The 26460-nt window shown below is 69.0% G+C and carries 28 protein-coding genes and 2 pseudogenes; 8 read left to right on the top strand and 22 right to left on the bottom strand.

Features of this window, described 5'->3' with window-relative positions:
- The 6 genes from MQH10_RS10850 to MQH10_RS10830 form a co-directional block, all read right to left on the bottom strand.
- Entirely contained in the window at window positions 1–405 is a 405-nt protein-coding gene (locus tag MQH10_RS10850) for a GFA family protein (protein ID WP_242564076.1), read from the bottom strand.
- A 23-nt stretch (window positions 406–428) separates the two neighbouring features.
- A complete protein-coding gene (locus MQH10_RS26395; RefSeq protein ID WP_272886854.1) occupies window positions 429–557 on the bottom strand; it encodes a hypothetical protein in 129 nt (42 codons plus the stop codon).
- Window positions 558–576: 19 nt separating this feature from the next.
- The gene (locus tag MQH10_RS10845) at window positions 577–930 is read right to left on the bottom strand and encodes a DsrE/DsrF/TusD sulfur relay family protein (RefSeq protein WP_242564075.1); all 354 of its coding nucleotides are present in this window, start codon (window positions 928–930) and stop codon (window positions 577–579) included.
- The gene (locus tag MQH10_RS10840) at window positions 905–1474 is read right to left on the bottom strand and encodes a Spy/CpxP family protein refolding chaperone (protein ID WP_242564074.1); all 570 of its coding nucleotides are present in this window, start codon (window positions 1472–1474) and stop codon (window positions 905–907) included. Before MQH10_RS10840 ends, MQH10_RS10845 begins: the two co-directional genes overlap by 26 nt.
- 82 nt (window positions 1475–1556) lie before the next feature.
- A complete protein-coding gene (locus MQH10_RS10835; protein WP_242564073.1) occupies window positions 1557–2798 on the bottom strand; it encodes an MFS transporter in 1242 nt (413 codons plus the stop codon).
- A 4-nt stretch (window positions 2799–2802) separates the two neighbouring features.
- Complete coding sequence (locus tag MQH10_RS10830) at window positions 2803–3540, bottom strand: MBL fold metallo-hydrolase (RefSeq protein WP_242564072.1); 738 nt, start codon at window positions 3538–3540, stop codon at window positions 2803–2805.
- A gap of 156 nt (window positions 3541–3696) precedes the next feature.
- Between MQH10_RS10830 and MQH10_RS10825 the strand changes: the two genes are divergently transcribed.
- The 5 genes and pseudogenes from MQH10_RS10825 to MQH10_RS10805 all read left to right on the top strand — a co-directional run bounded on the left by MQH10_RS10825 (window position 3697) and on the right by MQH10_RS10805 (window position 8823).
- Entirely contained in the window at window positions 3697–4368 is a 672-nt protein-coding gene (locus MQH10_RS10825) for an ArsR/SmtB family transcription factor (protein ID WP_336605080.1), read from the top strand.
- A 557-nt stretch (window positions 4369–4925) separates the two neighbouring features.
- Window positions 4926–5564, top strand: a complete 639-nt coding sequence (locus MQH10_RS10820) for a LemA family protein (protein ID WP_272886864.1) — start codon at window positions 4926–4928, stop codon at window positions 5562–5564.
- Window positions 5561–6334: a TPM domain-containing protein gene (locus MQH10_RS10815; protein ID WP_242564070.1), complete on the top strand. Its 774-nt coding sequence runs from the start codon at window positions 5561–5563 to the stop codon at window positions 6332–6334. Before MQH10_RS10820 ends, MQH10_RS10815 begins: the two co-directional genes overlap by 4 nt.
- A 61-nt stretch (window positions 6335–6395) precedes the next feature.
- On the top strand, window positions 6396–7031 hold the full coding sequence (locus tag MQH10_RS10810) for a TPM domain-containing protein (protein ID WP_242564069.1): 636 nt from the start codon (window positions 6396–6398) through the stop codon (window positions 7029–7031).
- Between the two features lie 218 nt (window positions 7032–7249).
- Window positions 7250–8823, top strand: a pseudogene (locus tag MQH10_RS10805) (oleate hydratase).
- 24 nt (window positions 8824–8847) lie between these two features.
- On the opposite strand, the gene MQH10_RS10795 reads toward MQH10_RS10805, so the two are convergent.
- From MQH10_RS10795 to MQH10_RS10775, 5 genes are all read right to left on the bottom strand, one after another.
- Window positions 8848–9687: a universal stress protein gene (locus MQH10_RS10795; RefSeq protein ID WP_242564066.1), complete on the bottom strand. Its 840-nt coding sequence runs from the start codon at window positions 9685–9687 to the stop codon at window positions 8848–8850.
- A gap of 82 nt (window positions 9688–9769) precedes the next feature.
- Window positions 9770–10273 (bottom strand): nuclear transport factor 2 family protein, encoded by a 504-nt coding sequence (locus MQH10_RS10790; RefSeq protein WP_242564065.1) that lies wholly within the window; start codon window positions 10271–10273, stop codon window positions 9770–9772.
- 13 nt (window positions 10274–10286) lie between these two features.
- Complete coding sequence (locus MQH10_RS10785; protein ID WP_242564064.1) at window positions 10287–10871, bottom strand: RNA polymerase sigma factor; 585 nt, start codon at window positions 10869–10871, stop codon at window positions 10287–10289.
- Entirely contained in the window at window positions 10868–11308 is a 441-nt protein-coding gene (locus tag MQH10_RS10780) for a Spy/CpxP family protein refolding chaperone (protein WP_242564063.1), read from the bottom strand. The genes MQH10_RS10785 and MQH10_RS10780 overlap by 4 nt, the downstream gene beginning before the upstream one ends.
- On the bottom strand, window positions 11308–11595 hold the full coding sequence (locus MQH10_RS10775) for a hypothetical protein (RefSeq protein WP_242564062.1): 288 nt from the start codon (window positions 11593–11595) through the stop codon (window positions 11308–11310). Before MQH10_RS10775 ends, MQH10_RS10780 begins: the two co-directional genes overlap by 1 nt.
- 140 nt (window positions 11596–11735) lie before the next feature.
- On the opposite strand from MQH10_RS10775, the gene MQH10_RS10770 reads away from it, so the two are divergent.
- On the top strand, window positions 11736–12143 hold the full coding sequence (locus MQH10_RS10770; protein WP_242564061.1) for a MerR family DNA-binding protein: 408 nt from the start codon (window positions 11736–11738) through the stop codon (window positions 12141–12143).
- A 20-nt stretch (window positions 12144–12163) separates the two neighbouring features.
- Here MQH10_RS10770 and MQH10_RS10765 read toward each other — a convergent pair whose 3' ends face one another.
- The 10 genes and pseudogenes from MQH10_RS10765 to copC form a co-directional block, all read right to left on the bottom strand.
- The gene (locus tag MQH10_RS10765) at window positions 12164–12499 is read right to left on the bottom strand and encodes a copper-binding protein (protein ID WP_242564060.1); all 336 of its coding nucleotides are present in this window, start codon (window positions 12497–12499) and stop codon (window positions 12164–12166) included.
- A gap of 105 nt (window positions 12500–12604) precedes the next feature.
- On the bottom strand, window positions 12605–13009 hold the full coding sequence (locus tag MQH10_RS10760) for a hypothetical protein (RefSeq protein WP_242564059.1): 405 nt from the start codon (window positions 13007–13009) through the stop codon (window positions 12605–12607).
- 81 nt (window positions 13010–13090) lie between these two features.
- A pseudogene (locus tag MQH10_RS10755) lies at window positions 13091–16251 on the bottom strand (efflux RND transporter permease subunit).
- Window positions 16248–17585: an efflux RND transporter periplasmic adaptor subunit gene (locus MQH10_RS10750; protein ID WP_242564058.1), complete on the bottom strand. Its 1338-nt coding sequence runs from the start codon at window positions 17583–17585 to the stop codon at window positions 16248–16250. The pseudogene MQH10_RS10755 and the gene MQH10_RS10750 overlap by 4 nt, the downstream one beginning before the upstream one ends.
- Before the next feature lie 141 nt (window positions 17586–17726).
- Window positions 17727–18956, bottom strand: a complete 1230-nt coding sequence (locus tag MQH10_RS10745; RefSeq protein ID WP_242564057.1) for a TolC family protein — start codon at window positions 18954–18956, stop codon at window positions 17727–17729.
- A gap of 127 nt (window positions 18957–19083) precedes the next feature.
- Window positions 19084–19347, bottom strand: coding sequence for a hypothetical protein (locus MQH10_RS10740; RefSeq protein WP_242564056.1), 264 nt, complete (start codon window positions 19345–19347; stop codon window positions 19084–19086).
- Window positions 19348–19448: 101 nt separating this feature from the next.
- Complete coding sequence (locus MQH10_RS10735; protein ID WP_242564055.1) at window positions 19449–19829, bottom strand: hypothetical protein; 381 nt, start codon at window positions 19827–19829, stop codon at window positions 19449–19451.
- Between the two features lie 46 nt (window positions 19830–19875).
- Window positions 19876–20988, bottom strand: coding sequence for an acyltransferase family protein (locus MQH10_RS10730; protein ID WP_242564054.1), 1113 nt, complete (start codon window positions 20986–20988; stop codon window positions 19876–19878).
- A 242-nt stretch (window positions 20989–21230) separates the two neighbouring features.
- Window positions 21231–22166: a copper homeostasis membrane protein CopD gene (gene copD / locus MQH10_RS10725; RefSeq protein ID WP_242564053.1), complete on the bottom strand. Its 936-nt coding sequence runs from the start codon at window positions 22164–22166 to the stop codon at window positions 21231–21233.
- Between the two features lie 7 nt (window positions 22167–22173).
- Window positions 22174–22548 carry a copper homeostasis periplasmic binding protein CopC gene (copC, locus tag MQH10_RS10720; protein WP_242564052.1) on the bottom strand — a complete coding sequence of 125 codons (375 nt, stop codon included), beginning with the start codon at window positions 22546–22548 and terminating at the stop codon, window positions 22174–22176.
- A 259-nt stretch (window positions 22549–22807) separates the two neighbouring features.
- Here copC and MQH10_RS10715 point away from each other — a divergent pair, with 259 nt between their 5' ends.
- Complete coding sequence (locus MQH10_RS10715; RefSeq protein WP_419720763.1) at window positions 22808–24502, top strand: copper resistance system multicopper oxidase; 1695 nt, start codon at window positions 22808–22810, stop codon at window positions 24500–24502.
- Window positions 24499–25518, top strand: coding sequence for a copper resistance protein B (locus MQH10_RS10710; RefSeq protein ID WP_242564051.1), 1020 nt, complete (start codon window positions 24499–24501; stop codon window positions 25516–25518). The genes MQH10_RS10715 and MQH10_RS10710 overlap by 4 nt, the downstream gene beginning before the upstream one ends.
- 69 nt (window positions 25519–25587) lie before the next feature.
- Here MQH10_RS10710 and MQH10_RS10705 read toward each other — a convergent pair whose 3' ends face one another.
- Window positions 25588–26340 (bottom strand): Bax inhibitor-1/YccA family protein, encoded by a 753-nt coding sequence (locus MQH10_RS10705; protein ID WP_242564050.1) that lies wholly within the window; start codon window positions 26338–26340, stop codon window positions 25588–25590.
- Window positions 26341–26460 lie beyond the last annotated feature (120 nt).

Below are 26460 nucleotides of genomic sequence, written 5' to 3'. Positions count from 1 at the left end.
CTAATCAGGCTGGCCGAGGTGAACCCAGGGCAGCCGTTCCTCGGCATAGAAGGCGGCGGTGGGCGGCAGGTCTTCCGGATGATCGAAGGCGCCGATGTGGAAATGCAGCTCGCCTGGCGTGCGGTCGCCCTGGCAGGTCAGGGTCGAGCCGCAGGTGGCGCAGAACCCCCGTAGGACGCCGGGCGACGAGGCGAACTTGGTGATCTGGCCCTGAGTCATTTCGACCAGGGCTTCGTCGAACGCGGCGAAGGCTGAGGCCGGCGCACCGCTATGCTTGCGGCAGCTATGGCAATGACACCAGAGCGTCCACTTGGGCGAACCCTGGGCGCGGAACCTTACCGCGCCACAGAGGCACCCTCCCTCCCAGATATCCGTCACCGACCGCTCTCCGGTTCTGGGCGGCATTCCCGGCCCCCTCGAGGGCGCCATCAGCCGCCTGGCGGTTTCCGACCGCTGAGCAGGTATTTCACCATGCTGGCGGCGCCTAGCACCAGGAAAATGAGGACCAGCAGGCCAAACAGGCCGCCCGATCCGTGACCCCACATGTAGTCCATCATCGAAGCCTCCTGCCCGAAGTCAGAACACCAGAACCTTGTCCGCGGCGACCGTCGCCTCGGCCAGGGCGTCCATCGTGCTGTGCTGTGCGCCCGCCAGCAGTTCGCCATCGGTGAGCGCTCGCGCCGCCATGCAGGTCCCGCAGGCCAGAACCACGCCCTTGGCTAGGACGAGGCGGTCTAGCATGCGCTCGAGGTTGTAGTAGCCCTCCGGCGTATGCTGGCCAGCCTTGGCGGCGAGGACCGCGTCGCCCATCAGGAAGATGGTGACCGACCCCTCGGGAGCGGCCTTCTGCAGCGCCAGGGCCAGCCGGAGGCCATTGTAGGTTCGCTCGCCGCCGTATGGCGCGTCATTGAGGATGATGAGTGTGCGCATCGTCGCCCTTGGCTATTCCGGGGTCGTCCAACTGACCGCACAGAAGTCGGTCGGCCTTGGCCCTCTGGTCCGTCGTCAATGCGGCATAGAGTGGCGAAACCGCAGCCTTGACCTTGCGAAGCGCATCGAGGTGAGCGGTCATCATCGCCTCGTGCCGCTCAAGGCGCGCCGGCAGCGGTCCGGTCATCATCATGCCGGACCCCGGCTGAGCGCTCTGCCCAGCACCCGCGCCGTGCATCATGCCGGGGCCGCTCGACTTCGCCGCCTCCGCAAAGGCGTTCCATAACGTGAGCTGCGCGCCGGTGATGTTGAGATCCGATTTGATCGCGGCCAGCCGCGCCTCGGAAAGGCCCATGCAGTGCATGGCGCTCATGTTCATGGCCCCATGACCCATCATCTCGGGGCCCATCTGGTCCGCGCCCATCATGCCATGGCCCATCTGGGGCGCTGCGCTTGGCTGGGCGGATGGCGGATCGGCGGCGAGGGCGGCGGGACCGAAACCCACAGCAGCGGCGGCGAGCAACGAGCCTATGAGGATGCGCATGGTGTGGGACCTTTCCTTCGTTCGCTGGTAACGGTGTTCTCCCCGTTGCTTGCCCCCGCCATGATCTGGGTCAAGCCGCCGACTAAGGCGCGGTGGGATCACGCATGACGAAGGCGACCACCGCGCCGGACGCCAGCGTCAGCATCCCGACGGCGCCGATTGCCCAGGGCGCGCCGAACAGGTCGGTGATGATCCCGGCGGCCAGGGCGCCAATGGCGTAGCCCATGTCTCGCCAGAAGCGATAGACGCTCAGCGACCGGGCGCGCCAGGTCGGGTGCGAGGCGTCGGAGACCGAGGCGATCAGGGTCGGATAGACCATGGCGGTGCCGAGGCCGAGCAGGACACTGGCGGCCAGCCACCAGCCGAACTGCCGGGTGGCCGCGGTCGGGAACAGGCCCACGGCCTGCACCCACATGCCGGCGACGATCAGGCCCTTGCGGCCCCAACGGTCGCTCAAGGGGCCAGTGATCGTCTGCAGCCCGCCCCAGACCACCGGATAGACGGCTTTGAGGATGCCGATGCGTTCGATGCCCAGACCGAACCCGGCATAGAACAGGGGGAAAATCCCCCAGCTCATCCCGTCATTGAGGTTGTTGACCAGCCCCGCCTGCGACGCGGCGAACAGGTTGCGGTCGCCGAATGAGGTGCGCCGGAAGACCTCCCAGAACCGCACCGGCTCGGCGACGACAGCGTGCCCGGCGGTCTCTAGGTTCACATGGTGGCGGGTGTCGCGGATCAGCAGCACCGACAGGCCAAGGCCGAGCACCGCGTAGCCGATGCCGAGATAGAAGGGCGCGGGGCGCAGGCCGTGGCGCTGGGCGATATAGCCGGTGACGAAGGCGGTGACGCCGACGGCGACATAGCCGGCGAACTCGTTGAGCCCCACGGCCAGGCCGCGTGATTTCGGGCCCACCAGGTCGATCTTCATGATCACGGTCATCGACCAGGCGAGACCCTGGCTGACGCCGAGCAGCGCATTGGCCGCGACGATCCAGCCCCAGCTCGGCCCCCAGCCGATCATGAACGGGACCGGCAGGCCGATCAGCCAGCCCAGGACCAGCAGGGGCTTGCGCCCATAGACGTCCGCGAAATGGCCGGAGACCAGGTTGGTGAAGGCCTTCACGACGCCAAAGCTGACGATGAAGGAGGTGACCAGGGTGGTGGATGCGATCCGGAACTCTTCGGAGCCGATCAGGGGAACCACTGTCCGTTCCAGCCCGACCATCCCGCCGACAAAGGCGTTGACCAGGATAAGCAGAGCGAACTGACGCCAGTTCTCGGCGAGGCCGAGCCGAACGGCGCCGGGCCTCTCAGGCGCGGGCATCGGGCTAGGCCGCGACCGCGACGCCGGAATTGGCGGCGCGCAGCTCGGCGGCGCCGACGGGCGGCTCCGGCACATCGGCCAGCATCGCCTGGACGAAGGCGTTTTCGTTCTCGATGCGGAAGGCCTCGTTGTATCGACGCTCGAAGCCGATAGTGGAGGACGGCTTGCCACTCAGCTTCCGTCCGCAGACCGAGCCGGAATAGGCGCCGGGGAAGACCTCCACATAGTCCGGCAGCGCCTTCAGCCGCGCGATGCTTCGGAACAGGGTGCGTGCGCCATCATCCGCCGAGGTCGCCAGTTCGGTCCGACCAAGGTCGCCGACCATCAGGGTATGGCCGGTGAACACCAGCCAGGGCTCGTCGGCGCGCTTGCGGTCGGTCACCAGCAGGCTGATGTGCTCGGGCGTATGACCGGGTGTGTGGAGGATCTCCACCGCGACGTTGCCCAGCTCCAGGACGTCGCCATCACGAACGCCCTTGAAGGACCCTGCAGCGGGGGCGTCGGCGAAGAGCACATAGGCCGCGCCGGCGGCCTCGGCCAGGGCGCGGCCGGCGGAGAGATGATCGGCATGCAGGTGGGTGTCGATGACGTATTTGATCGCCATGCCCGCCGCTTCGGCCGCGCGAAGGTAGGGACCCACATCGCCGACCGGATCGACCACGGCGCCGGTCGCCAGCCCCCCACAGCCGAACAGGTAGGACAGGGCCACGGGCTCGGTGTGCAGGAATTGGCGCAGGATCATGGTGTCCTCGGAGAATGACTGGCGCGCCGGGCCTCTAACGTCGAGGATCGACCGAGATCTTGCCGCTCCCTGGTCGGAGGGTGGCGAACCGAGCCGCGCCTTGACGACGCAACACGATGATTTACATTCAAGAACTCTCTTGAATGAGAGTCAAGCCTGACCGGGAGCCGCAGCCTGTCCGCTAAACTCGACCTTTTCGCCGCTTTCGCCGAGATCGCGCGGGGGCTGGGCAACGCCCATCGGCTCGACCTGCTGGAACACCTGGCCCAGGGCGAGAAGAGCGTCGAGGCCCTGGCCGGCAAGGCGGGCCTGAGCATCGCCAACACCTCGCAGCACCTGCAGGCCCTGCGCCGCGTCGGCTTGGTGGCCGGCGAGCGGCGGGGCAAGCAGATCGTCTACCGGATCTCCGGGCCGGACGTTCTGGACCTGATCGCGGCCCTGCGGACGGTGGGGGAGCGCCATGCGGACGGGGTGAAAGCGGTGGTGGAGGACTATTTCGACGCCCGCGACAGCCTGGAGCCGGTCGGGTTCTTGGCGCTGAGCCAGGCCTTGTCCGATGGCCTGGTCACGCTCCTCGACGTGAGGCCGACCGACGAATTCGCCCAGGGTCATGTGCCTGGCGCGCTGAACATCCCGCTCGCCGAGCTCCAGGCTCGGCTCGGTGAAATTCCGACCGACTTGGAGGTGGTCGCCTACTGCCGTGGGCCGTGGTGCGTGCTGGCCTTCGAGGCGGTCGCTTATCTGCGCGGCCAGGGCCGAAGCGCCAAGCGGCTCGACGGCGGCTTGCCGGAGTGGCGGCGCGCTGGCCTGGCTGTGGAAGGACGATGAATGCCGCGGTCCCAGACCTCGCCTGACCGTCGGTGCCATTCGCCGACCTCGTTGACCTGACGCCCTAAGGCTGGCGCGCAGGCTTCGGGGAGAGTGACCTACGGATCGTGACGGGGGGGGCGACCAACCCGACATTGGGGCTCGTGGCATCGGCAGCGGTGATCCGCAACCGGTAACGGCCGCTGGGCGCGTCCGGCAACTCGCCCGAGCATCGGCTGGGCTGACCGACATAGGCCAGTGGAACCTGGCAGATCACTCTGCTGCCACGCATCAGGCTAGCCTCGACCTGGTAGTTCGCCACACCCCGCAGGCCGTCGGGCTCGATAGGGCAGCCGACATCAGGCTGACCTTGGCGTCCGCCCGTAGAACACCATGGCCGGCGTTCGTGCCACGCGGCGTTCGGGGATCCGGGAGTTTGGCGGCCCGGCGCGGGGGCCGGCCCAAGCTGGACGCCGACGCGGCCGTTGTAATCACGCGGACCGATCTGCGTCTCACCCTTACGAGGCCAGGCCAGCGCGGCTGACGGCGGACTGACGGAGAGCGATGTGACCCCCTTCATGCGACGTTTCGCGCGCCTCGGCGCGCTGCTGATCATTCCGCTCGCCCTGGCGGCCTGCGGCGTCAACGCCATTCCCACCAAGCAGGAGAAGGCCAAGGCGACCTGGGCCGATGTCCAGACCCAGTACCAGCGTCGCGCAGACCTGGTTCCGAACCTGGTGGCCACCGTGCAAGGCTACGCCGCCCAGGAACGGAGCGTGTTGACTGAAGTGACCCAGGCCCGCGCGTCGGCCACCCAGGTGAAGGTCGACGCCTCGACCATCACCGACCCGGCGGCCTTTCAGCGCTATCAAGCGGCCCAGAACCAATTGACCGGCGTGCTCGGTCGGCTGCTGGCGATCACTGAGAACTACCCCGACCTGAAGTCCAACCAGAACTTCCTGGCCCTGCAAAGCCAGCTCGAGGGCACGGAGAACCAGATCGCGGTGGCCCGTCGCGACTACAACGAGGCGGTGCGCGACTACAACACGACCCTTCGCACCTTCCCCACTGTCATCTGGGCGAAGACCGCCTATGCCTCCGCCAAGCCCATGCAGGTGTTCCAGGCGACCGACACCGCCCAGGCCGCCCCGAAGGTCGCGTTCGCGCCGCCTGCTGCAGACGGCGCGCGCGCTGCGCCAGCCGCGCCACCCAAATGAAGGCCCACGGCCGCTCGTGGGGGGCGACCTTCCTGGCTCTGCTGGCGGGGCTGGTGTTCTGGACGACCGCGGCGGCCGCGCCAACCTTTCCAAGCCTGACCGGCAGGGTGGTGGACACCGCCGGCATTCTGTCCGCCCAGACTGAGGCGACCCTCACCGCGAAACTTGAGGGGCTGGAAGCCAAGACCGGTCGCCAGCTGGTGATCGTCACCGTCCCGTCGCTCCAGGGCTATGAGATCGAGGACTACGGCTACCAGTTGGGCCGGGCCTGGGGGATTGGCGAGCAAGGCCGCAACACCGGCGTCCTGATGATCGTGGCGCCCGGTCAGAAGCGGGTCCGTATCGAGGTCGGCTACGGGCTTGAGGGCGTGCTCACGGATGCGCTTTCGACGGTGATCCTGCAGACCAGGGTTCTTCCCCGGTTTCGAACGGGAGACTTTGAGGGCGGGGTGATCGCCGGCGCCGACGCCTTGATCGAGCAGTTGGCCTTGCCGGACGATCAGGCCAGGGCCAGGGCCGCCGTCGCCCCCCAGCCTCAGGGCGCATCGGACAGCGCCTTTCCGCCGGCCGTGCTGGTGCTGCTCGGCCTGTGGGTGTTGCTGGGCCTGTTCGGGAGCGTCACCGGACGTCCAGGCCACCGAATGGACCTTTGGATGCTGCCGCTGTTGCTGCTGATGAGCGGCTCAGGCCACGGACGCGGCGGCCGCGGGGGCGGTTTCCGGGGTGGAGGCGGTTCATTTGGGGGCGGTGGCGCCTCGGGGCGTTGGTAGAATGTCGCTCAGTCCATCCGACCAAGACCGTATCGCCGCCGCTGTCGGGGCCGCTGAAGAGATGACCGCCGGTCAGATCGTTTGCGCCGTGACCGAGGAGGCCGCGCCCTATGCCGAGGTGCCCCTGACCTGGGCGGCGGTCGGGGCCTTGCTGCTGCCCGTGCTGGCGCTGACGATCGCCCGCGCCGCGGGCCATTTTGACTATGCCCTGGGTGGCTGGTCCGCGGCCCATGTGGCCGCGATGCACGCCGCCGTGCTGGTCGCGCTGACGGAATACGCCCTCCTGCAGGCCCTGTTGTTCATCGCAATCTTCCTGTTGGTCTCCATCCCCGCCGTCCGTCGGCGGCTGACCCCGGCTTCGCTCAAGCAGGCCCGCGTACGCGCCCGCGCCCTGGACCAGTTCGTCGTCCACGGCCTTGACCGAACCGAGGGGCGTTCGGGCGTGATGATCTTCGTGGCCCTGGCGGAGCGGCGCGTGGAAGTGCTTGCCGACCGTGGGGTCGCCGATGGCGTCGATCCGGCCGTTTGGCCAGCGATCGTCGCCGATGTGGTGGCCGGCCTGCGCGCGGGAGACGCGGCCGGCGCTCTGGAAGCGGCGGTGCTTCGCTGCGGGCGGCTGCTGGGCGAGCGGTTTCCCCCCAGAGCGGGCGGCCCCAACGAGCTGGCCGACGCCGTGGTCGACGTGACGGCGCGGTGACGTGGCGGCGGTGGCCCTGTGGGGCGGCGGGTTCCGGGCGTCCTGGCCGCAGCGCGGCGCGGGATCAGACCTCGAGCAGGGGCTCTGCACCGTCGTCTTGCAAGCCGCTCTGGCTTGCGGGGATTGCGCGATATCAAGCTGGCGACGGCGGCCAGCGTCTAGATTGATGACCTGCCACGCGCCGCCTCAGCTGAGCGGTCGCCCTCTGGAGCCCGAACATGTCGTACATGCCGAAAAAGGCCTATCTGGTGGGCGGCGGGGTCGCCTCGCTCGCCGCCGCTGTCGTCCTCATTCGCGATGGGGATATGGTCGGCGGCGACATCACCGTCTTCGAGGAACAGCCGCGCCTGGGCGGCAGCCTCGACGGTTCCGGCGATCCGCGGAGCGGCTATATGGTGCGTGGCGGCCGGATGCTGGAGAGCAAGTATCTCTGCACATACGACCTGTTCTCCTCGATCCCCGCGCTGGATGGGCGCCAGACGGTGACCCAGGAAATCTTCCAGTGGAACGAAACCCTGAAGACCGGGTCGAAGTCCAGGTTGTTCCGGGACGGCCGCCGCGAGGTCGCGCCTGAATTCGGGCTGGCCGAGGCTCACAAGCGGGCGCTCGAAAAACTGGTGCTGCGGTCCGAGCACGCCCTCGGCGACAGCACGATCGAGGCCCATTTCGACGCGAGCTTCTTCGAGACGAATTTCTGGTTCATGTGGGCCACGACCTTCGCCTTTCAGCCCTGGCACAGCGCCATCGAACTGAAGCGCTACTTGATCCGGTTCATGCACATGGTGTCGGGGTTCAGCCGCCTCGAAGGCATTATGCGCACGCCCTACAATCAGTTCGACTCCCTTGTGCTGCCCCTGCACAGGTGGCTGGAGGAACGCGGTGTGCGGTTCGAGCTTGAGACCCGGATCACCGATCTGGACTTCGCTGACGGCCCGGCCGGACACCGGGTGGAGACCCTGCACCTGGAGCGCGCCGGTCGGCCCGAGCGCCTTGACGTTTCGCCGGATGACATCGTGCTCGTCACCCTGGGCTCCATGACAGAAGCGTCGAGCCAGGGTTCAATGGACGCGCCGGCGACCATGTTGGGGAAGCCCGACGAAGGGGCCTGGCGGTTGTGGGAACGGCTCGCCGAGGGGCGCCCGGAACTGGGTCGCCCCGCCGCCTTCGACAATGACATCGGCGCGTCCAAGTGGCTGTCCTTCACCACCACGCTCAAGCATTCCGACCTTCTGAACGCCATCAGGGACCTGACCGGCAATGTGCCAGGGGAGGGCGGGCTGGTGACCTTCGCCCAGTCGAGTTGGCTGATGTCCATCGTCGTCCCGCACCAGCCCCACTTCCAGGGGCAACCTGACGACGTCACGGTTTTCTGGGGTTACGGGCTCTTCGTCGATCGGCCAGGCGATTTCGTGAAGACGCCCATGGCTCAGTGCCGCGGCGCGAAATCCTGATGGAGGTGCTGGGCCACCTGGGCCTGCAGGCCCAGTCCGCGAGCCTCATGCAGGACGCAATCTGCCTGCCGTGCATGATGCCCTTCATCACCAGTCAGTTCCTGCCCCGCCGGCCCGGCGACCGGCCGCAGCCGATCCCCGAGGGCTACGCCAATCTTGGGCTGCTCGGTCAATTCGTGGAGCTTCCCGACGATGTGGTCTTCACGGTGGAATATTCGGTGCGCTCCGCCATGGTCGCCGTCTACGCCCTGCTCGGTCTGAAGCGCCGTCCGCCGGAGGTCTATAAGGGGCAACTCAACCCGGCCAACCTGCTCAAGGCGTTCGAGACGCTGAACGGCTGACCCAATCAGACGCTGTCGAGCGCCTCAGTGGGTCAGGAGCAGGTTGAACGGTCCTGGCCCCTGCAGCATCGCCTCGGTGTGGCCCCTGAACATCGCCTCCAACAGGCGCGTATGGCTGAAGGCGCCGGCGACCAGCAATGTGGCGCCGCAGTCCTTCGCCAGGATCGACAGGCCGTCCCCGCGGCTGACGCCGGGACGGCGGAGGATTTCAATGTCGCGCACGCCGTGCAGGCGCAGATAGTCCACCAGCCGTTCCGGCGCGGCCGACCGCCCCTGGGCGGCGCTGAGGTGCTCGGGATCCTGGAGGATCACGACCTTTGAAGCGACGGTTAGCAAGGGCAAGGCGGCGCGAACGGCCCGCCCTGCGGCCTGGCCGCCGTCCCATGCGATGGCGACGACTCCCGCGGGCTCGAGCACTTGACCCACGATCATGAAGGGCAGACGCGCCGCCAGGAGCGGCGCCGATACGACGCCACTCCACACGCCGAGGCCCTGGAATGTCGATCGGCCCACGACCAGCACATCGCACAAGGGCGTCTCGCCAAGGACCTCGAACTCAAGCCCGGGCTGCTCCGGAAGCAAGGTCATTCGACCCCCCGCTGCGATCAGTCCCGACGGCTCAACGACCTTCTGGATGACGCCCTCGACGCGACGTCGAACCTCGGTGTTCCCGTCCTGGACATAGTCGACGGCATCCTGGGTCATGTAGCCGCCGGAATCGCGTTCCAGGTCTTCCAGCGTCGGGATGGCCAAGATGGCGCGGACCTCGCCCCCGACCTCCCGCGTCAGCCGCGCCGCCGCCTTCAGGGCGTCCGCGTCGTCGGGCCCCCCGGATAGTATCGCCAGCACGCTCGCAAAGCTCATTTCGAGGTCTCCAGCTTCCTGGGTCTGATGTCAGCGCCGGCCAAGCCTGTCCTTGCGCTGTGTCAACGGACGACCTGGCGTATCATTCGGGCGCCTTGGCCGCATGGGAGGACCAATGGATGTGGACGATGCGCCAGCCCTGGGGCGTTCGCCTCAGGACCATGGTTTCAGTGGTCTCACGATCCACCGCCCGGTCATGATAGCGGCCTTGCGCCCGACCCTGGGTCGCGATCCAAGCCAAGCCGTCCGCCGCGGATCCGGTGCGATCGACGATGACGTCCCGCACGTCCTTCAGATAGGCGATGTCAGCGGGGAGGTGCCCTCCGACATAGGCCGCCTTGGACTGTTCGGCTTCGCCTTCCTCGAAGATCGAGGCCTTGTCATCGAGCAGGGCGGCGGCGGCGGGAGCGTCGCCACGCCCAAGGGCCGCGTGGAAGGCGTCGACGGTCAGGGCGGCGGCCTGGGCCTCCGCCGGAAGGGCGGACGGCGATAAGGCTGCGTGGGGAGCGCCGGGATGGCCGATCGCTCCACTGGTCAGGCCCAGGGCGAGGGCGGCGGTCAGCGCGGTGAGTGAGATTGTCTTCATGGTCGGATTCCCGTCAGGCTTTTGGCCGCAGTTCAGGGTCGAGCGTTCCGGCCAGGATCTTCCGGGCCCGGTAGACGCGGGTCTCGATGGTCTTGGCGGAGACGCCCAGGATGTCGCCGGCCTCGGCTTGAGACCAGCCGTCGAAGGCGGTGAGCAGCAGAGCTTCCTTGAGCGGGGCGGGGAGCCTGGCGATGGCGTGGTCCAGCACCTGAATCTGCTGGCCAAGGATGACCGTGTCATCGGCCGCGACGCCCGGGTCGGGTTGGGCCAGGGCGGCGTGACCGTCCAGGCCTTCGGACCCGAACAGCAGGCGGCGAAAGGACGCCCGCCGCCCACGGTCGCGCGCCTTGTTGATCGCGATGGTGCGCAGCCAGGCCAGGAAGGACCGGGACGGATCGTAGCGCCCGATCGCCAACCAGGCCGCGATGAACGCCTCATGAGCCGCCTCATAGGCGTCGTCAGCGTCGCCGGTATAGCGGCGCAGCAGCCGATAGAGCGGCTCCTTGTGCCGCCGGACCAGTTCGGAGAAGGCCCGTTCGTCGCCCTCGGCGGCGCGGCGGGCGAGCGCCGCGTCTGGGGGGGCGTCCCCCGCGCTCACGATCCGTCGGCGGTCAGTGACTTGACCACCATGTCGTCGAACTGCGCCGCCTGATCGGGCGTGAGCACCGCGCGCATGGCGATGACATGGATCATCGTCTCCTTCTGCATGGCGTCCATGGCCCAGTGGAACCGGTCGATGGCCGCCTGCACCTTCGGCGAATAGGCGTGGGACTCCTGGTAGGATTGAGCCAGGGCGGCGTTTGCAGCCCGCATCTCCGCCTCCATCGCCCGCCGTTTGCCAGCGTGGTCACGCTCGAGGCCCTCGATGCGGCGCTCCTGTTCGGCCGTAAGATGCACGCGCTGGTGCAGCATTTCGTCCAGACCCGGTCGTGGGTGGGCGCGGGACGCGACATATTTGACCCCGCCCCAGACCCCGACCGCCGCCGCCAGGATCGACAGGACCAGGGTCAGGATGATGCTTCGCGCCAGGCTCATCAGTCGTCCAGCAGGCTTGACGGCGCGAGGTTCGAAGCGACCAGGAAGCTCCCGACCTTGGGTTCCGCGGCGGCGGCGGTCGCGGCGGTCAACCCGCCCGCCGTCAGGCCGATGGCCAGGGCCAGTCCGACGGAGGCCACGCCCACGGGGGCGAAGGCTGCGCTGGCGCGAGACTGGGCGCGCCGGGCGGCGATGCTGCGGCTGACGCCGGCCTCAAGTCCCTCAAGCCCATGGTCGATCGGCGCCGCGGCCAGCCGTTCGACAAGGTCATCCAGTCGTGGGGTCATCCTAAGGTCCTCGCCTCTGCCCAAGGTATACGCCTCGCGAGACCCCAATCCCCTGACCACCTGGGTTTAAGCGTCTGCGTCGCACCACCGTGAGGGATGCCGACCTCTCCGGACGTATATCAAACGGAGGTGTGGCGGGCATGAATATCGGGCGAGCGGCGGAAGCCTCAGGCGTCTCGACCAAGATGATCCGCTATTATGAGCGGATCGGTCTGGTGCGTCTGGCCGACCGGACCGAGGGCAACTACCGAAGCTTCGGCCTGCGCGAAATCCATGAGCTGACCTTCATCCGGCGCGCCCGCGACCTCGGATTTTCCGTCGAGGAGATCGCCCGGCTCTTGGCGTTGTGGCGCGAACGAGAACGCCCGGCGGACGAACTCCGGTTCGAAGCCGATCAGCATCTCGCCGATCTTGAGGCGCGCATCGCGGGACTGCAGGCCCTGGCCGAGGTGTTGCGCGACCTGTCGTCGATCGGCGCGGACGGTGAGCGCCCAGAGGCGCCGATCCTTCGCACGGCCGACCAGACCTCACCCGCCCGTTCAGAGTGAGGGCGAGGTCCGGCGCGGACCTATTTGGCTTGGATCGCCGTCACCGTGGTCGCGCCGTTCATCTGCATGAGCTTGAAGCGGACGGCCTGACCGACCTTGACCGACTGCAGGATCGAAGGCGGAGACGCCTTGAACGGCATGGTCATGGCCGGCCACTTCAGGGCCGGGATCGGAGCATGCTGGAGGGTCACGGTCCCGGCCTTGGCGTCCACGGACTTCACCACCCCCTCGCCGTCGGCCATGACCATGGCGGCGTGGTCGGCGGCGTGCGCATCCGGCGTGGCCGTCCCGCCGGTCTGGGCGAGGGCGGTTCCGGCGGTGGTGAGCGTCAGGGCGGCGGCAAGCAGAAATCTCATCGTTAGTCTCCAGTCGGTGCGGTGGCAGGAACGGGCGTCAGCTGTCTTGAAGGGTACGCGCGGCGGCGCAGGTTTCCCTCGTCGGGTTCTAGCGGCCGTGCGAGGTCAGTGGCGCGGGCTGTAGCCGCCATAGCCGTTCCAGTCGTCGTCCTGGGTCTCGTGACCCTCTTCATGGGCCTCGTGCATGATGTCGTGCAGACGTTGCAAGCGAACTTGGATGTCGCGGCCCTCCGGCGGGCTAAGATATCCGTCGCGGGAACGATAGTAGGATTCACGCTGGCGGACCTGCCGCAGCTCCCACAGGAACTGGCGGGCTTCCTGCGGGGAATAGGCCCCGTCGCTCACGCCATGCCGGATCCCGGCATAGTCGTGTTGGTAGAGCGCGTCGAAGCTCTGATAGCCGCCGAAATATTGTCCGTAGCGCGCCTCATCGTCGTCATGCGCCATCGCTGGCGCGGCAAAGGCGCCGACTGCCAGGGTCGCGAGCAGGGCGCTGATCAGTTTCCTCATGTCTCCACTCCTTGAACCGGCGCCTGTGGGGCGCAGGCATAGGAGACGCCGTCTCGCCTGAGCTTCCGCTGAGCCCTCCGGTCATGTGCGGTTCATCAAAGACGACGCCGCGCCCGCGCGTGCCGCCCTGGCCGACCGCCGGCGCAGCAGCAGATAGCCGGCGGGGATCACCAGCATCGAGAGCAAGGGGGCGGTAAGCATGCCGCCGATCATGGGCGCGGCGATGCGGCTCATCACCTCCGAGCCTGAGCCGTGGCCGAGCAGGATGGGCAGCAGACCGGCCAGGATCACCGCCACGGTCATGGCCTTGGGGCGGACCCGCAGCAGGGCGCCCTCACGGACGGCGGCTTCGATACCCGCGGGAGCGGGGTCGGGGCCGCGCTCGGCCAGGGCGTGCTTCAGATAGATCAGCATCACCACCCCGAACTCGGCCGAGACCCCGGCCAGGGCTATGAACCCCACCCCCGTGGCCACAGACTGGTCGTAGCCCAGCCAGTAGAGGGTCCAGACGCCGCCGGTGAGCGCGAAGGGCAGGGTGGCCATGATCAACGCCGCCTCATCCAGGCGGCCGAAGGTGACGTAGAGCAGCAGGAAGATGATCAGCAGGGTCGCTGGGACCACCAGCTTCAGCCGCTCGACGGCGCGCTGCAGGTACTCGAACTGGCCCGAATAGGCGATCGAGACCCCCGGCGTCGGCTTGACGTCCCGCGACACCGCCTTGCGCAGGTCCAAGACCACCGAGGCCAGGTCGCGGTCGCGCACATCGACATAGACCCAGGTCGACGGCCGCCCGTTCTCGGTCTTCAGCATCGGCGGACCGTCGGCGATCTCGATCCGGGCGATGGCCCCCAGGGTGGTCTGCTGGCCCGCAGGCGTGAGGATGGGCAGGGCGCGCAGGCCCTCCAGGCTGCCTCGCAGCTCGCGCGGATAGCGCAGGCTGATCGGATAGCGCGCTAGGCCCTCGACGGTCTGGCCGATATTCTCGCCGCCGATGGTGCTGGAGACGATCGCCTGGACGTCGGCGATGTTGAGCCCGAGCCGCGCGGCCGCGCCCCGGTCGATGTCCACATCCACATAACGGCCGCCGGTCAGCCGCTCGGCCAGGGCCGAACTCACCCCCGGGACGGTCTTGGCCACGGCCTCGACCTTCTGGGCGATGCGGTCGATCTCAGCGAGGTCGGCCCCGGAAACCTTCACCCCGATCGGACTCTTGATCCCGGTGGCCAGCATGTCGATGCGGTTGCGGATGGGGGGGACCCAGACATTGGTGAGGCCAGGGACCTTCACCGCCCGGTCCAGCGCCTCGACCAGCTTTTCCGGGGTCATGCCTGGCCGCCATTGCGACCTCGGCTTGAACTGGATGGCGGTCTCGAACATCTCCAGCGGGGCCGGATCGGTGGCGCTCTCGGCCCGTCCGGCCTTGCCGAACACGGTCTCCACCTCCGGGACGGCCTTGATTAGCCGATCGGTGGTCTGCAGCAGCTGGGCGGCCTTCTGGGCCGACAGGCCTGGCAGGGCCGAGGGCATGTAGAGCAGGTCGCCCTCGTTCATCTGCGGCATGAACTCGCCGCCCAGCTGGCTGAGAGGCCAGGCTGCGGTGGCGAAGACCAGGGCCGCCGCCACGAGGGTGGCGCGCGGGTGGGCCAGGACCGCGTCCAGGGCCGGGCGATAGAGCGCGGTCAGCCAGCGGTTCAGCGGGTTGGCGCCTTCCGCCGGAATGCGGCCGCGGATCAACCAGCCCATCAGCACCGGGACCAGGGTCACCGACAGGATGGCCGCCCCGGCCATGGCGTAGCTCTTGGTGAAGGCCAGCGGCGAGAACAGCCGCCCCTCCTGGCCCTGCAGCGAGAACACCGGCACGAACGACAAGGTGATGATCACCAGGCTGAGGAACAGGGCCGGGCCCACCTCGGCCGCGGCCTCGGTGATCACGCCCCAGCGGGTCTCGCCTTCGAGGCGTTCGCCCGGATGGTCGAGTTCCCAATGTTCGATCTTCTTGTGGGCGTTCTCGATCATCACCACGGCGGCGTCGACCATGGCCCCGACCGCGATGGCGATGCCGCCCAGCGACATGATGTTGGCGTTGACGCCCTGGACCCGCATGACCAGCAGGGCGAACAGCACCCCAAGCGGCAGGGTCAGGATCGCCACCAGGGCCGAGCGCGCGTGCCAGAGGAACAACGCGCAGACCAGGGCGACGACGATGAACTCCTCGATCAGCTTTTCGCGCAGGTTGCCGATCGCCCGGTCGATCAGCTGGGAGCGATCATAGGTGGGCACGATCTCGACGCCGGCGGGCAGGCTGGCCTTGAGCTCGGTGAGTTTGCCCTTCACCGCCGTGATGGTCGCCCGGGCGTTCTTGCCGGAGCGCAGGATGACCACACCGCCGGCGACCTCGCCCTGCCCGTTCAGCTCGGCGACGCCGCGGCGCATCTCCGGGCCGATCTGGATGGTGGCGACCTCGCCCAATCGCACCGGAATCCCGCCGGGGGCGGTCCGAAGCGGGATGGCGCGAAAGTCGTCGAGCGACTTCAGGTAGCCCGAGGCGCGGACCATGTACTCGGCCTCGGCCAGCTCCAGCACCGAGCCGCCGGTCTCCGAATTGGCCTTCTGGATCGCCTCGGCCGCCTCAGCCTGGGTGACGCCGTAGGCGGCGAGCTTCACGGGATCCAGGACCACCTGGTACTGCTTGACCATGCCGCCGATGGAGGCGACCTCGGCCACGCCGGGCAGGGTCTTCAGCTCGTAGCGCAGGAACCAGTCCTGCAGGGACCGCAGCTGGGCGAGGTCATGGCGTCCGGTGCGGTCGACCAGGGCGTACTCATAGACCCAGCCGACCCCGGTCGCGTCGGGGCCTAGCGAGGCCTTGGCCTCGGGCGGAAGCCGGCTCTGCACCTGGTTCAGATATTCGAGCACCCGCGACCGGGCCCAGTAGAGGTCGGTGCGATCCTCGAACAGCACATAGACGAAGCTGTCGCCAAAGAAGGAGTAGCCCCGCACCGTCTTGGCCCCCGGGACCGAGAGCATGGTGGTGGCGAGCGGATAGGTGACCTGGTTCTCGACGATCTGCGGCGCTGGCCAGGATAGGAGGTGCGGATGATCACCTGGACGTCCGAGAGGTCCGGCAGCGCATCGACGGGGGTGGTCCGCAGCGCCATGACGCCGGCGGCCAGCAGCGCCAGGGCGGCCAGCAGGACGAAGACGCGGTGGCGAACCGAGGCGCGGATCAGGGCGGCGATCATTGGGGGCGGCCCTTGGCGATGCGGCGGATGAAGGCGCCGGAGGGCCGTTGCTCGAAGCCGAAGCCCACCCGATCGCCGACCTTCAATCCACGCCCAAGGCCCGACGGGTCCAGGGTGAAGGTCATGGTCATGGCCGGCCAGCCGATCGCCGGGACCGCCTCGTGGCTAAGCGTGATCTGGTCGCCCGACAACGCCTCGATGCGCCCGCGCGTCTCGTTGAGCGCGGCCGGGGCCGAGGCCTGGGGCGAGGCTGCTGGCGTCGCGGCGAGCGGCCTGGCGTCGAGGCCGGACAGGCTGGCCTCGGAATCGATCAGAAACTGGCCGGAAGCCACGACCTTGTCGCCCTCGTCGAGGCCGGCGAGGATCTCGGTGCGATCCCCGTCCTCGCGTCCGGGCCGGACCTCCACGGGCCGATAGCGTCCGCCCGGAGCGGCCAGCATCACCAGCGCGCGCCGGCCGGTGCGGATCACCGCCTCCGAGGGCACGAAGAGGGCCGGCCGTGCCGGGCCGTCCAGGTGGACCGTGGCGAACATGCCGGGCTTCAGCCGCCCGTCGTGGTTCGCAAGCTCGATCCTGGCGGTCAGGGTGCGGCTCTGCGGCTCGGCGGCGGGCAGCACGGCGGCCACCTTGCCGGTGAAGGTTTCGCCAGGATAGGCGGTGAGTTCGGCGCGAGCGGGCGTCCCCACCGAAAGCCGTCCGGCCTGGGCCTCGGGCACGGCGGCGTTGAGCCAGACCGTCGACAGGCCCGACACCTGAGCCAGGGTCTGGCCCAGGCTGACGGTCATGCCCTGGCGGACGTCGAGGGTCTGGATCGCCCCGCCCACGGGGGTCGTGACCGTCACCACCGTGCGCGGCCGACCGTCGCGGGCGACAGCGGCGATCAGGCCCTCGGGCATGCCCAGCAGCCGCAGGCGCTGCCGCGCGGCGGCTTCCAGCGCCGGGCTCCCGGCGCGTCGCACCGCCAGGTACTCCGCCTGGGCCCCCTCCCAGCTGGGGACCAGGAGATCGGCGATCGGCGCGCCGGCGGCGACCACGTCCCCGGGCGCGCGGCCATAGACCCGTTGGACGAAGCCCGCCGCGCGGGCCTCGACGACGGCGACCTGACGCTGGTTGAAGTCGAGGGCTCCGGTAGCCTCGACGCGCTCGGCGAAGTCGCCTCTTTGGACGGTCGCCAGCCGCATGCCGAGGTTTTGGACTGCCGAAGGGTCCATGCGGACCCCAACGGCGCCTGGCGCCGTCTCGGCGTATTTGGGGACCATCTCCATCCCCATCGGCGACTTGCCCGGCTTGTCGAAATGCTGAGCCGGGACCATCGGGTCGTACCAGTAGAGCACCTTGGGGCCGGCCGCGCGCGGGGGGTGGCTGCACGGTGTGAGGGCGACCGAGCTGGGCCAGGCCGAAGCCGGCGGCGCCGGCGGCCAGGGTCAGGGCGGCCGCGGCCAGGGCCAGCGCTGCGCGGGTGGAGGTCAAGGCGGTCATGGCGCGTCGGTTCCGTAGGTGAGGGCGATGCGGGCGGCTTCGCGGGTAAGCTCAGCCTCGCGATCCAGGCGGTCGATGTGGGTGTCGGCCAGGGCCAGGAAGGCCTGCAGCACATCGCCCAGACCGGCCGAGCCCGCGGCGTAGCTGGCGGTGTCCAGGTCCGCGCGGCGCTTGGCCAACGGGACCAGGAGGGTGTCGGCGCGCGCCAGCCGGTCGCGGAGCCTAGTCAGGTCGGCGAGGTCGGTGTCGAGCGCCGAGCGGACCTGGCGGCGGGCGGCCTCACGCTCCAGGCGCACTCGGCTGGCGCTGGCGGCGCGGGCGACGATGAGGGGGTCCTGACGTTTGCCCGCGAAGACCGGTAGGCTGACCGTCGCGCCGAGCGAGACCATGTCGCCCCACATCGGGTCGCGGCGCTGGTAGGTGAGGTCCCAGCTCCAGTCGGGATGTTTTTCGGCCCTGGCGGCGGCCAGATCGGCGTCGGCCTGGTGGGTCAGGGCGTCATAGGCGGTGAGGGTGGGAAGCCCGTCGAGGCCGGCCCGAAGCCTGGCGGGGGCGAGATCGTAGGATGGCGGCGCGCCGATCACCTCGGCGAAGGCGTCCCCGGTCCATCGGGCGAGTTCAGACCGGGCCTTGGCCGCTGCCGAGATGAGCTCGGCGCGGCGGTCGCCCAGGACCGCGGTCAACTGTTCGGCCTCCAGGGCCTGGGCGGGCCGTACGGCGCCGGAGACCAGCTGGGCGGGCGCGGCCCCGCGCAGGGGCGCCAAGGCCCGGTCGACCTCGTCCAGGGCTGCGAGCCGGCGCTCGGCGTAGTGGAGGTCGATCCAGGCCAGGGCCGCACCCAGCCGCACATCGCGGGTCTCGAGGCGGCCGGAGGCTTCCGCCGCACCGATATCGGCGGCGGCGCGATCTCGCGCCGACCGCCGCTTGCCGGCGTTGGGCACGTCTTGCATCACGCCCAGGGTGGCCATGGTCATGCTCTCCGGACCGAAACGCCAGGCCGGCGGGCCAGAGACCGGGAAATTGTCGAGGCCCAGCCGCAGCTTGGGATCCGGCAGCCGGCCGGCGGCGACGGCGGATGACCGGGCCGCGGCGACGTCGAGCGCCTTGGCCGCCAGGCTGGGGGCGTCTTGCTCGGCGAGCCTCAAGGCGGCGTCGAAGGTCAGGGGGGCGGCTTGGGTCGCGCTGGCCAGCAAGGCCGAGGCGGCGAACAACCAGGCAGGGCGCATCTTGGGCTCCTGGGGCGATGGTCGGGACAAGGGGCGGCCGGGCGGAAGCGCCGACGGGTGGTCGTGAGCACCCGTCGGCGCCCTCCGTCGCCGCGCCAGGGGATAACCGGCGCGGCGGGGAAGTCGGCTAGCCGGGCAGGCCGGGGGCGGCGCCCGGATGAGGCGCAGCATCGCCGCGTTTCATCATCGGGCAGACGCACATGGCCTGCTGCTGGGGCGGAAATTCGCCGGCCTTGGCGCCGGTCGTGGCCCGGGGATCAGGTGCGACGCGCGGGGCCAGGCTGTAGTTCCCGCCCTTGCCGTAGGGCTGGGCGGCGGCCGGGGCGGCGGCCAGGGTCAGGACGAGGCCGAGCGACAGCGCGCTCGCGGCCAGGACTTCACGAATGGACATGGGAAGACTCTCTCAAAGGATCGATGGCTGTGGCCGGACGGTGTCCGGCCGGCTGACGCGCGGTTAGGCGCGTGATCCCGGCGGCGCCTGCGCGCCGCGGGTCAGCCGATCGATCTGGGAGGTCGTTCGAGCCGGGCTGGGGCCTGGGAGGCGCGGGAGGTCATCGACGCTGGGCGGACGACGGCGGCGGTCGCATAGCGGGCGACCGAGACGGCCGGGTTCGGCAGGGCCACCATGACCGCGCACGCCGTGGCGCAGGCCTGGACGCAGCTGAGTCCGGCCGCCTTGGACGTCCCGGAATGGTCGCAGCAGGGATTGGAATTCGCCCCCGCGACCTTGGCGTCGGACATGCCCGGCATATCGGCCATGCTGTTCCCGGCGCTTGCATCCCCCTGGGTCGCGCAAGCGACCTGGGCGGCCGCGGCGGTCACCGGGTTCGCAAGCAGGGCCAGCACGGCCAGAAGGGCGAGCAGAATTCGCATCCAGTCCCTTCTACAGTCTCTGGCGCGGCAGGTCATATGATCAAGATCAATTGCCGGCGACCAGCGCCGCCGATCGCGCCGCAAGCCGGGTGCGGTTGCGCTGAAAGGGTACGCCGTGGCGGCGCATGGCGTCGCGCGCCGGGCGTTCGACGAGATGGTGCAGGATCATCGCGGCGGGAACGACGCCCGCGAACATCGCCAGCCACAGGGCCAGCGGCATGGGTCCCTCGGCGAGGCCCAAAATCCGGTGAGCGGCCTTCTCGAAGACCAGCTGCCAGGGGATGCACATCATATAGACCGCGAAGCTGACTTCGCCGAGATAGACCAAGGGCGCCGCGGTCAGCAACCGCGTCCCGGCGCTGGCCAGGCCCGCAAGGCTGTAGATCAGCGCCCCGAAGAGCGCGATCGCGACCGCATCCGGAGCGCCCGTCTGCGTCGCCAGCAGGATCGCGCCGAGGCTCGCCGCGGCGCTGGTGATCGCCAGGGACGGGCGCAGGATCGGGCGCGCCGACCACAGCAGGTGGACGGCGCAGCCCAGGGCGAAGCAGGGAACGATCCGCAGCGCACCCCAGGCGATGGTCGCGCGGGTGAGGGGGAATCCCGCCAGCCGCTCGAAGCCGATCTCCAGCACGGCGACCAGGATCAGGGCCAGGATCACGGCGAGGCCGGGGCGGCGGCGCAGAGCCCAGGCCAGGGCCGCGAACACCGGGAAGGTCAGGTAGGCGAACCATTCCGCCGAGATCGACCAGGAGGGATGGTTCCAGCCGCCATGCAGTCCCAGACCCCAGGCCTGGGTCAGGGTGAGTTGGGCCGGAAGGGACGACCAGACCAGCGCCTTGTCGCCGGCCTGGACCCCCAGGAGCGTGGCGCCGGCGATCAGGGCCCCCATGCCCAGGAGCGTCGCCAGATGGACGGGATAGACCCGCGCCAGGCGGGCCCAGAGGAAGTCGGCGTAGCGGAAGCTGCGAGTCCCGAAGCCCTGCAGGTAGACGTGGCTGAGGATGAAGCCCGACAGCACGAAGAACAGCTCGACCCCGAGGTAGCCCTTGCTCACCAGGCGCGGGGTGACGGCCATGAGGTCGTGCCAGTAGTCGTAGCTGACCACCCACATGGCCGCGATGAAGCGCAGGGAGGTCAGGGCTTTGAGGTTCTGAGGCATGGCGGATCCGGCTGTTGGCGCGGCCTTGGGCAGATGGCTGGCCTCAGCCTGGCGCCTTGATCCTAATGGAACGCAAATATTGAAGCAAATTGATCAACATTGACACAGTGGGAATGTTGGTGTTCGGGGTCGAATACACGGCGATTACCTAAACATGGAGTGGAATTGCCGAAGACTCCTCGCTCAAGTCGGGAACGGCGCGCCAGGTCTCGGCGTTTGACGCACGATCTCTGGCCGCCGTCTCAGTCCATGGCGGCCGGCGGCGCAAGCGTTCCCAGCAGGCTGACCAGGGCAAGGATGGCGATGGCCGCGACGGTCTCCAGAAGGATGCTTCGCCGCAGCGCCGCCAACGCCGCCTGGGGCGGCGCGGCGGCGAGGGCCGCGCCGAGGCCAGGCGTGAGCCGGAACCGGTTGATCGCGGCGAGCCCCAGCATGCCGGCGAAGACCAGGATCTTGGCTCCCAGCAGCAGCCCGTACGCCGTGGTCCACAGGGCGCCCAGGTGGGTCGGCCCGATCAGGAACCAGCTGTTGACCAGGCCGGTGAGCAGGAGGAGCGCCACCACCGCGGTCCCGACGCCGGAAAAGCCCTCGAGTCCGCGATGGAGCGTCTGCAGGGTCCAACGGTCTGGGCTTGGGCGGGCCGCCGTCAGCAGGGCGGCCAGGACCGCCAGCGCCCCCAGCCAGACGCCTGCAGCCAGCAGGTGGATGATGTCAGCGCCAAGATGGATGATGCCCGCGACGCCATCATTCGCGCCGCCATGCCCCGTCCAGGCGAAGCTGGCCAAGGCGCCTGCGCCCAGACCGGCGAGCACCGCCCAGAGGAGCCGTGACGGCCGCACCATCAGCCCATGGATGAGGGCCGCGGTGGCCAGGCCCATCCGCGCGGCGATGGCCAGGCCGAACTGGGTCCCGGCCAGCACCTCCCAAAGACTGGCGGGTTGGAACGCCGCGGCGGGTTCACCGGTCATGGACGCCGTCTGGGCGCACAGCGAGGCGGCCGCCGCGAACAGCAGGGTGGCGCCGGCCAGGAACAGGCCCCAGCGTGGCCAGCCAAGGCGGGCCGGCATATCGCCCGAGCGGGCCCGCAACCCGTACAGGAAGAACAGCGGCGCGCCGAAGAGCACGGTGGCGGCGGCGAACTGGATCAGGCGCGCCGTGACCTCAAGGGCGGATTGCATGGGCGGCTCAGCGGACGGTGAAGCTGAAGTCACCCTTCATCCGGTGGCCATCGGCGGAGACGACATGCCACATGACCATATAGCTTCCGGGAGCGAGGGGCGCGGCCAAGGCGCCGGTGAGGGTCTTGTGGTCCTTAGCGGCGACCGACGACTTGAGCGCCACCGACTTGCCATCGGCGGTCATCAGGTCGATGCCGGAGAACTTCGGCTCGAGCTTTTCGGAGAAGGTGAGACTGAGGCTCTTGGGCGCGGCGACAGCGGCGTTGGCCGCCGGCGTGGCGCTGACCAGGTGGGCATGGGCCTGCGCCCCGGAGGCCGCGGCGAGGAGGGCGGCGGCTGCGGCCAGCGCGAGAACGGGACGGGACAACGAGAGACGGACCATGTGGATCTCCAGACAGAGCGACCGGCGGCCGCCTCAAAACAGGATACGCACGGTCCGGGGCCGACCCCTCGCGACCGGCGTGAGGGCCATGGGCTGGGCCGTGCGTATCCGAGGAAAGCGCACGGGCCGCGCGCTTTCGCCAATCAACGCGTTTGGGACGTCGCAGCGACATGAAGGATTTTGACCGCCGCCAGCTGTTGCGCAGCGCCTCCCTGCTCGGCAGTGGGCTCGCGCTCGCCGGCCTGACCCCCAGCTGGGGATGTGCGCCGCAGCCGGGACGACGCCGGGCCTTCCCGCCCTGAGCGGACCGAATATCGATCTTCGGATCGGGCACGCCAGCGTCACGATCGACGGCCGAGAGGGCCACGCCGTGGCGATCAATGGCACGATGCCGGGCCCCTTGCTGCGCCTGAAGGAGGGGCAGGCCGTCCGGATTTCGGTGACCAACGACCTGGCGGAGGACACCTCGATCCACTGGCACGGGCTGCTGACGCCATCGCACATGGACGGGGTGCCGGGGCTGAGCTTCCCGGGCATCAAGCCCGGCGAGACCTTCGTCTACGACTTCGGGCTCAAGCAATCCGGGACCTACTGGTATCATAGCCACTCGGGCCTGCAGGAGCCGATGGGGCACCTGGCGCCGATCATCATCGATCCGGCCGGCCCCGATCCGGTCGCCTATGACCGCGAGCACATGGTCGTGCTTTCCGACTATAGTTTCATGCACCCCCACGTCATCTTCAAGCGGCTGAAGCAGCAGTCGGGGCTGTTCAACCACCAGAAGCAGACCCTGGCAGGCCTGGTCGCTGGCCGGGATCAGACGCTCCAGGAGCGGCGGGAATGGGCCAAGATGCTCATGGACCCCACCGACATCTCCGACATCACCGGGGCGGTGATGACCTTCCTGGTCAACGGGCACGGACCTGGCGACAATTGGACCGGCCTGTTCGCGCCCGGCGAGCGGGTGCGCCTGCGCTTCATCAACGCCGCTGCGCAGATGATCTTCAATGTCCGCATTCCGGGCCTGAAGATGACAGTCGTGGCCGCGGACGGTCAGAACGTGCAGCCGGTCGAGGTCGACGAGTTCCAGATCGGCAACGCCGAGACCTATGACGTCATTGTCCAGCCGACCCAGGATCAGGCCTTCACCCTCGTGGCCGAGGCGGTCGACCGTTCCGGCATGGCGCGCGCGACCCTGGCTCCGCGCCCAGGCATGGTCGCGCCGGTTCCACCCTTGCGGGGCAGGCCGCTCGCCAACATGCGCGACATGGGCATGGACATGAGCGCCATGTCGGGCATGGGCGGGGCCGACCACGCCGCCGGCGCGAAGCCGGCGCCGGGCATGGCGCCGCCTCGGGCGCGGGGCTCGGATGCGATGGGCGACATGGGCGGCATGACCATGTCGATGCGCGATGGCCAGAACGCGCCCCAGGTGAAGCTTGGTCCCGGTGTACAGATGATCACGCCCATGCCCATGGACCGGACCGGCGAACCGGGCCAGGGCCTCGAAAGCGTCGGCCACCGGGTGCTGGTCTACAAGGACCTGATCGCCCTTGAGCCTGGCCCTGACCTGCGCATGCCGACCCGCGCGCTGGATATCCGCCTGACCGGCAACATGGAGCGGTTCATGTGGGGGTTCGACGGGCTCGCCTTCAACGAGACGACCAAGCCCTACACGTTCGAGAAGGGCGAGCGGGTGCGGGTGCGACTGGTGAACGACACCATGATGGCCCACCCCATCCACCTGCACGGCCATTTCTTCGAGCTGACCCACGGACCGGCGGGCCATGGCCCGCGCAAACACACCGTGATCGTGGCGCCGGGCGGCGAGGTGTCCTGGGATTTCACGGCGGAGCCCGGAGACTGGGCGTTCCACTGCCACATGCTCTACCACATGCACGCCGGCATGTTCCAAGTGTTCAGCGTTCGGCCCCTCGACGGAGCCGCCGCATGAGCCGCCTTGCCCTACTCGCCCTGGCGCCGCTCGTCGTGGGCGGCCCCGCCGCCGCCCAGGTCATGGACCATGCCGCCATGCCGGGCATGGTGATGCCGGGCGATCCGCCCAAGGCGCCCGCCAAGCCAAAGGCCGCCACGCATCAGCATTCTGCCCCGGCTAGCCCGGCGGCCTCCGCGCCCGAGTCGATGCCCGGCATGTCGATGCCGCCGGCCTCGCCGCCCGCCGCCGCCGGCGAAACGACAGGCCAGGACCCGGCCGGTCCGCCGGCGCTGGAAATCCCGCACGGGCCGCCCCCGCCCGCGCCAACCGACCGTGCGGCGGACCTGTACTTCGCGCCAGCCGCCATGGCCGCGGCGCGCGTCCAGCTGCAGCGCGAGCACGGAGCGGCGACGACCTGGAAGGTCATGGCCAATCTGGCTGAATATCAGGCGCGTTCCGGCGCGGATGGCTACCGATGGGACGGCCAGGCCTGGTTCGGCGGCGACATCCACCGGCTGGTGCTGAAGAGCGAAGGGGAGGGGGCCCGCGGCGAAGGGGTCGAGGCCGCCGAACTGCAGGCCCTCTATTCCCGGGCCGTGGGGGTCTATACCGATGTCCAGGTGGGCCTGCGCCAGGACCTCGAGCCGCACGCGCGCACCTACGCGACCGTCGGGTTCGAGACCCTGCTGCCCTATTGGTTCGACCTGGAGGGCGCGGCCTTCCTGTCGGACAGGGGGGAACTCCTGGGCCGACTGGAGGGTCTCTACGATCTGCGGCTCACCAACCGGCTGATCCTGCAGCCCCGCGTGGAGCTGAATTTCGCCGCCCAGGACACCGCCGCCACCCGCACCGGCTCAGGCCTGTCCAACGCCGAGCTGGGCCTGCGCCTGCGCTATGAGATCCGCCGCGAGTTCGCGCCCTATGTCGGGGTGTCCTGGGATCGCAAGCTCGGTAGGACGGCCGATTATGCCCGGGCCGACGGCGGCGATGCGGAGACCACCAGCCTGGTCGTCGGGGTGCGCGCGTTCTTCTAAGGCGCGGCGCCGATGACTGTCGCCATCACCCAGGTCTTGGCGGGCCAGAACTCTTCACCAGCGCGGGACTTACCGTCGCTGGCCGAACAGGTTCAAGAGGAACTGGAACAGGTTGATGAAGTCCAGGTAGAGGCTGAGCGCTCCGTAGCTGCTGGCTGCGCCCAGGGCGGCGGTGTCGCCGCCGAGCTCGTGATAGGTGAGCTCCAGCCTCTGGGTGTCGTGCGCGATCAGGCCGGCGAAGATGAGCACGCCCAGCGCGCTGATCACGAAGGAGAAGCCGGGCGGGTTCCAGACCATCTGGACCAGCGACGCCACGATCAAGCCGACCAGACCGACCAGGAGAAAACTCCCGAAACCGGTGAGATCCTTCTTCGTCGTATAGCCGAACAGGCTGAGGCCGCCGAAGGCTGCGGCGGTGATGAGGAAGGTCGTGGCGAGCGAGGCCCCGGTATAGACAAGGCCCAGGACGCCGAGGGAGGCGCCGATCAGGGCGCTGATGCTCCAGAAGAGCAGGCCGGCGCCCCGCGCGGAGGGCTTGCGCATGGCGAACATCGAGCCCATCAGGACCACCAGCGGCGCGAAGGCGACGACCATGCCGATCAGCGTATAGCCGGCGAATCGACCGTCGGGCGTTAGGCGGAACATCGCGTCCCGAATAGGCGGGACCATGCTGGTGAGATAGGCCAGGGCGGCCGACAGCACGAGGCCGAGCGCCACCTTATTATAGACCCCGATCATGAACCGGCGCAGGCCGACGTCGAGGGACATGTCCAGGCGCGTCGGCGCGACGCGGTTGAGGGAGTCTTGGTCGAGATGCGTCATCGACGTTCTTCCTGTGCTGCGCCCGGCGTTTCGCTGGGATCGCCACGCGTAAGGACGCGGCGACGCTCCGGTCCTTACGTCCGAGGCCGGAACGTCCTTGCGACGGCGGCGCAGCTGTAA

Source organism: Phenylobacterium aquaticum (assembly GCF_022695515.1).
In the GTDB taxonomy this organism is placed as follows: domain Bacteria; phylum Pseudomonadota; class Alphaproteobacteria; order Caulobacterales; family Caulobacteraceae; genus Phenylobacterium; species Phenylobacterium aquaticum.
The sequence above is the reverse complement of the archived record's forward strand: the minus strand, read 5'-3'. Positions and strand labels throughout refer to the sequence as shown.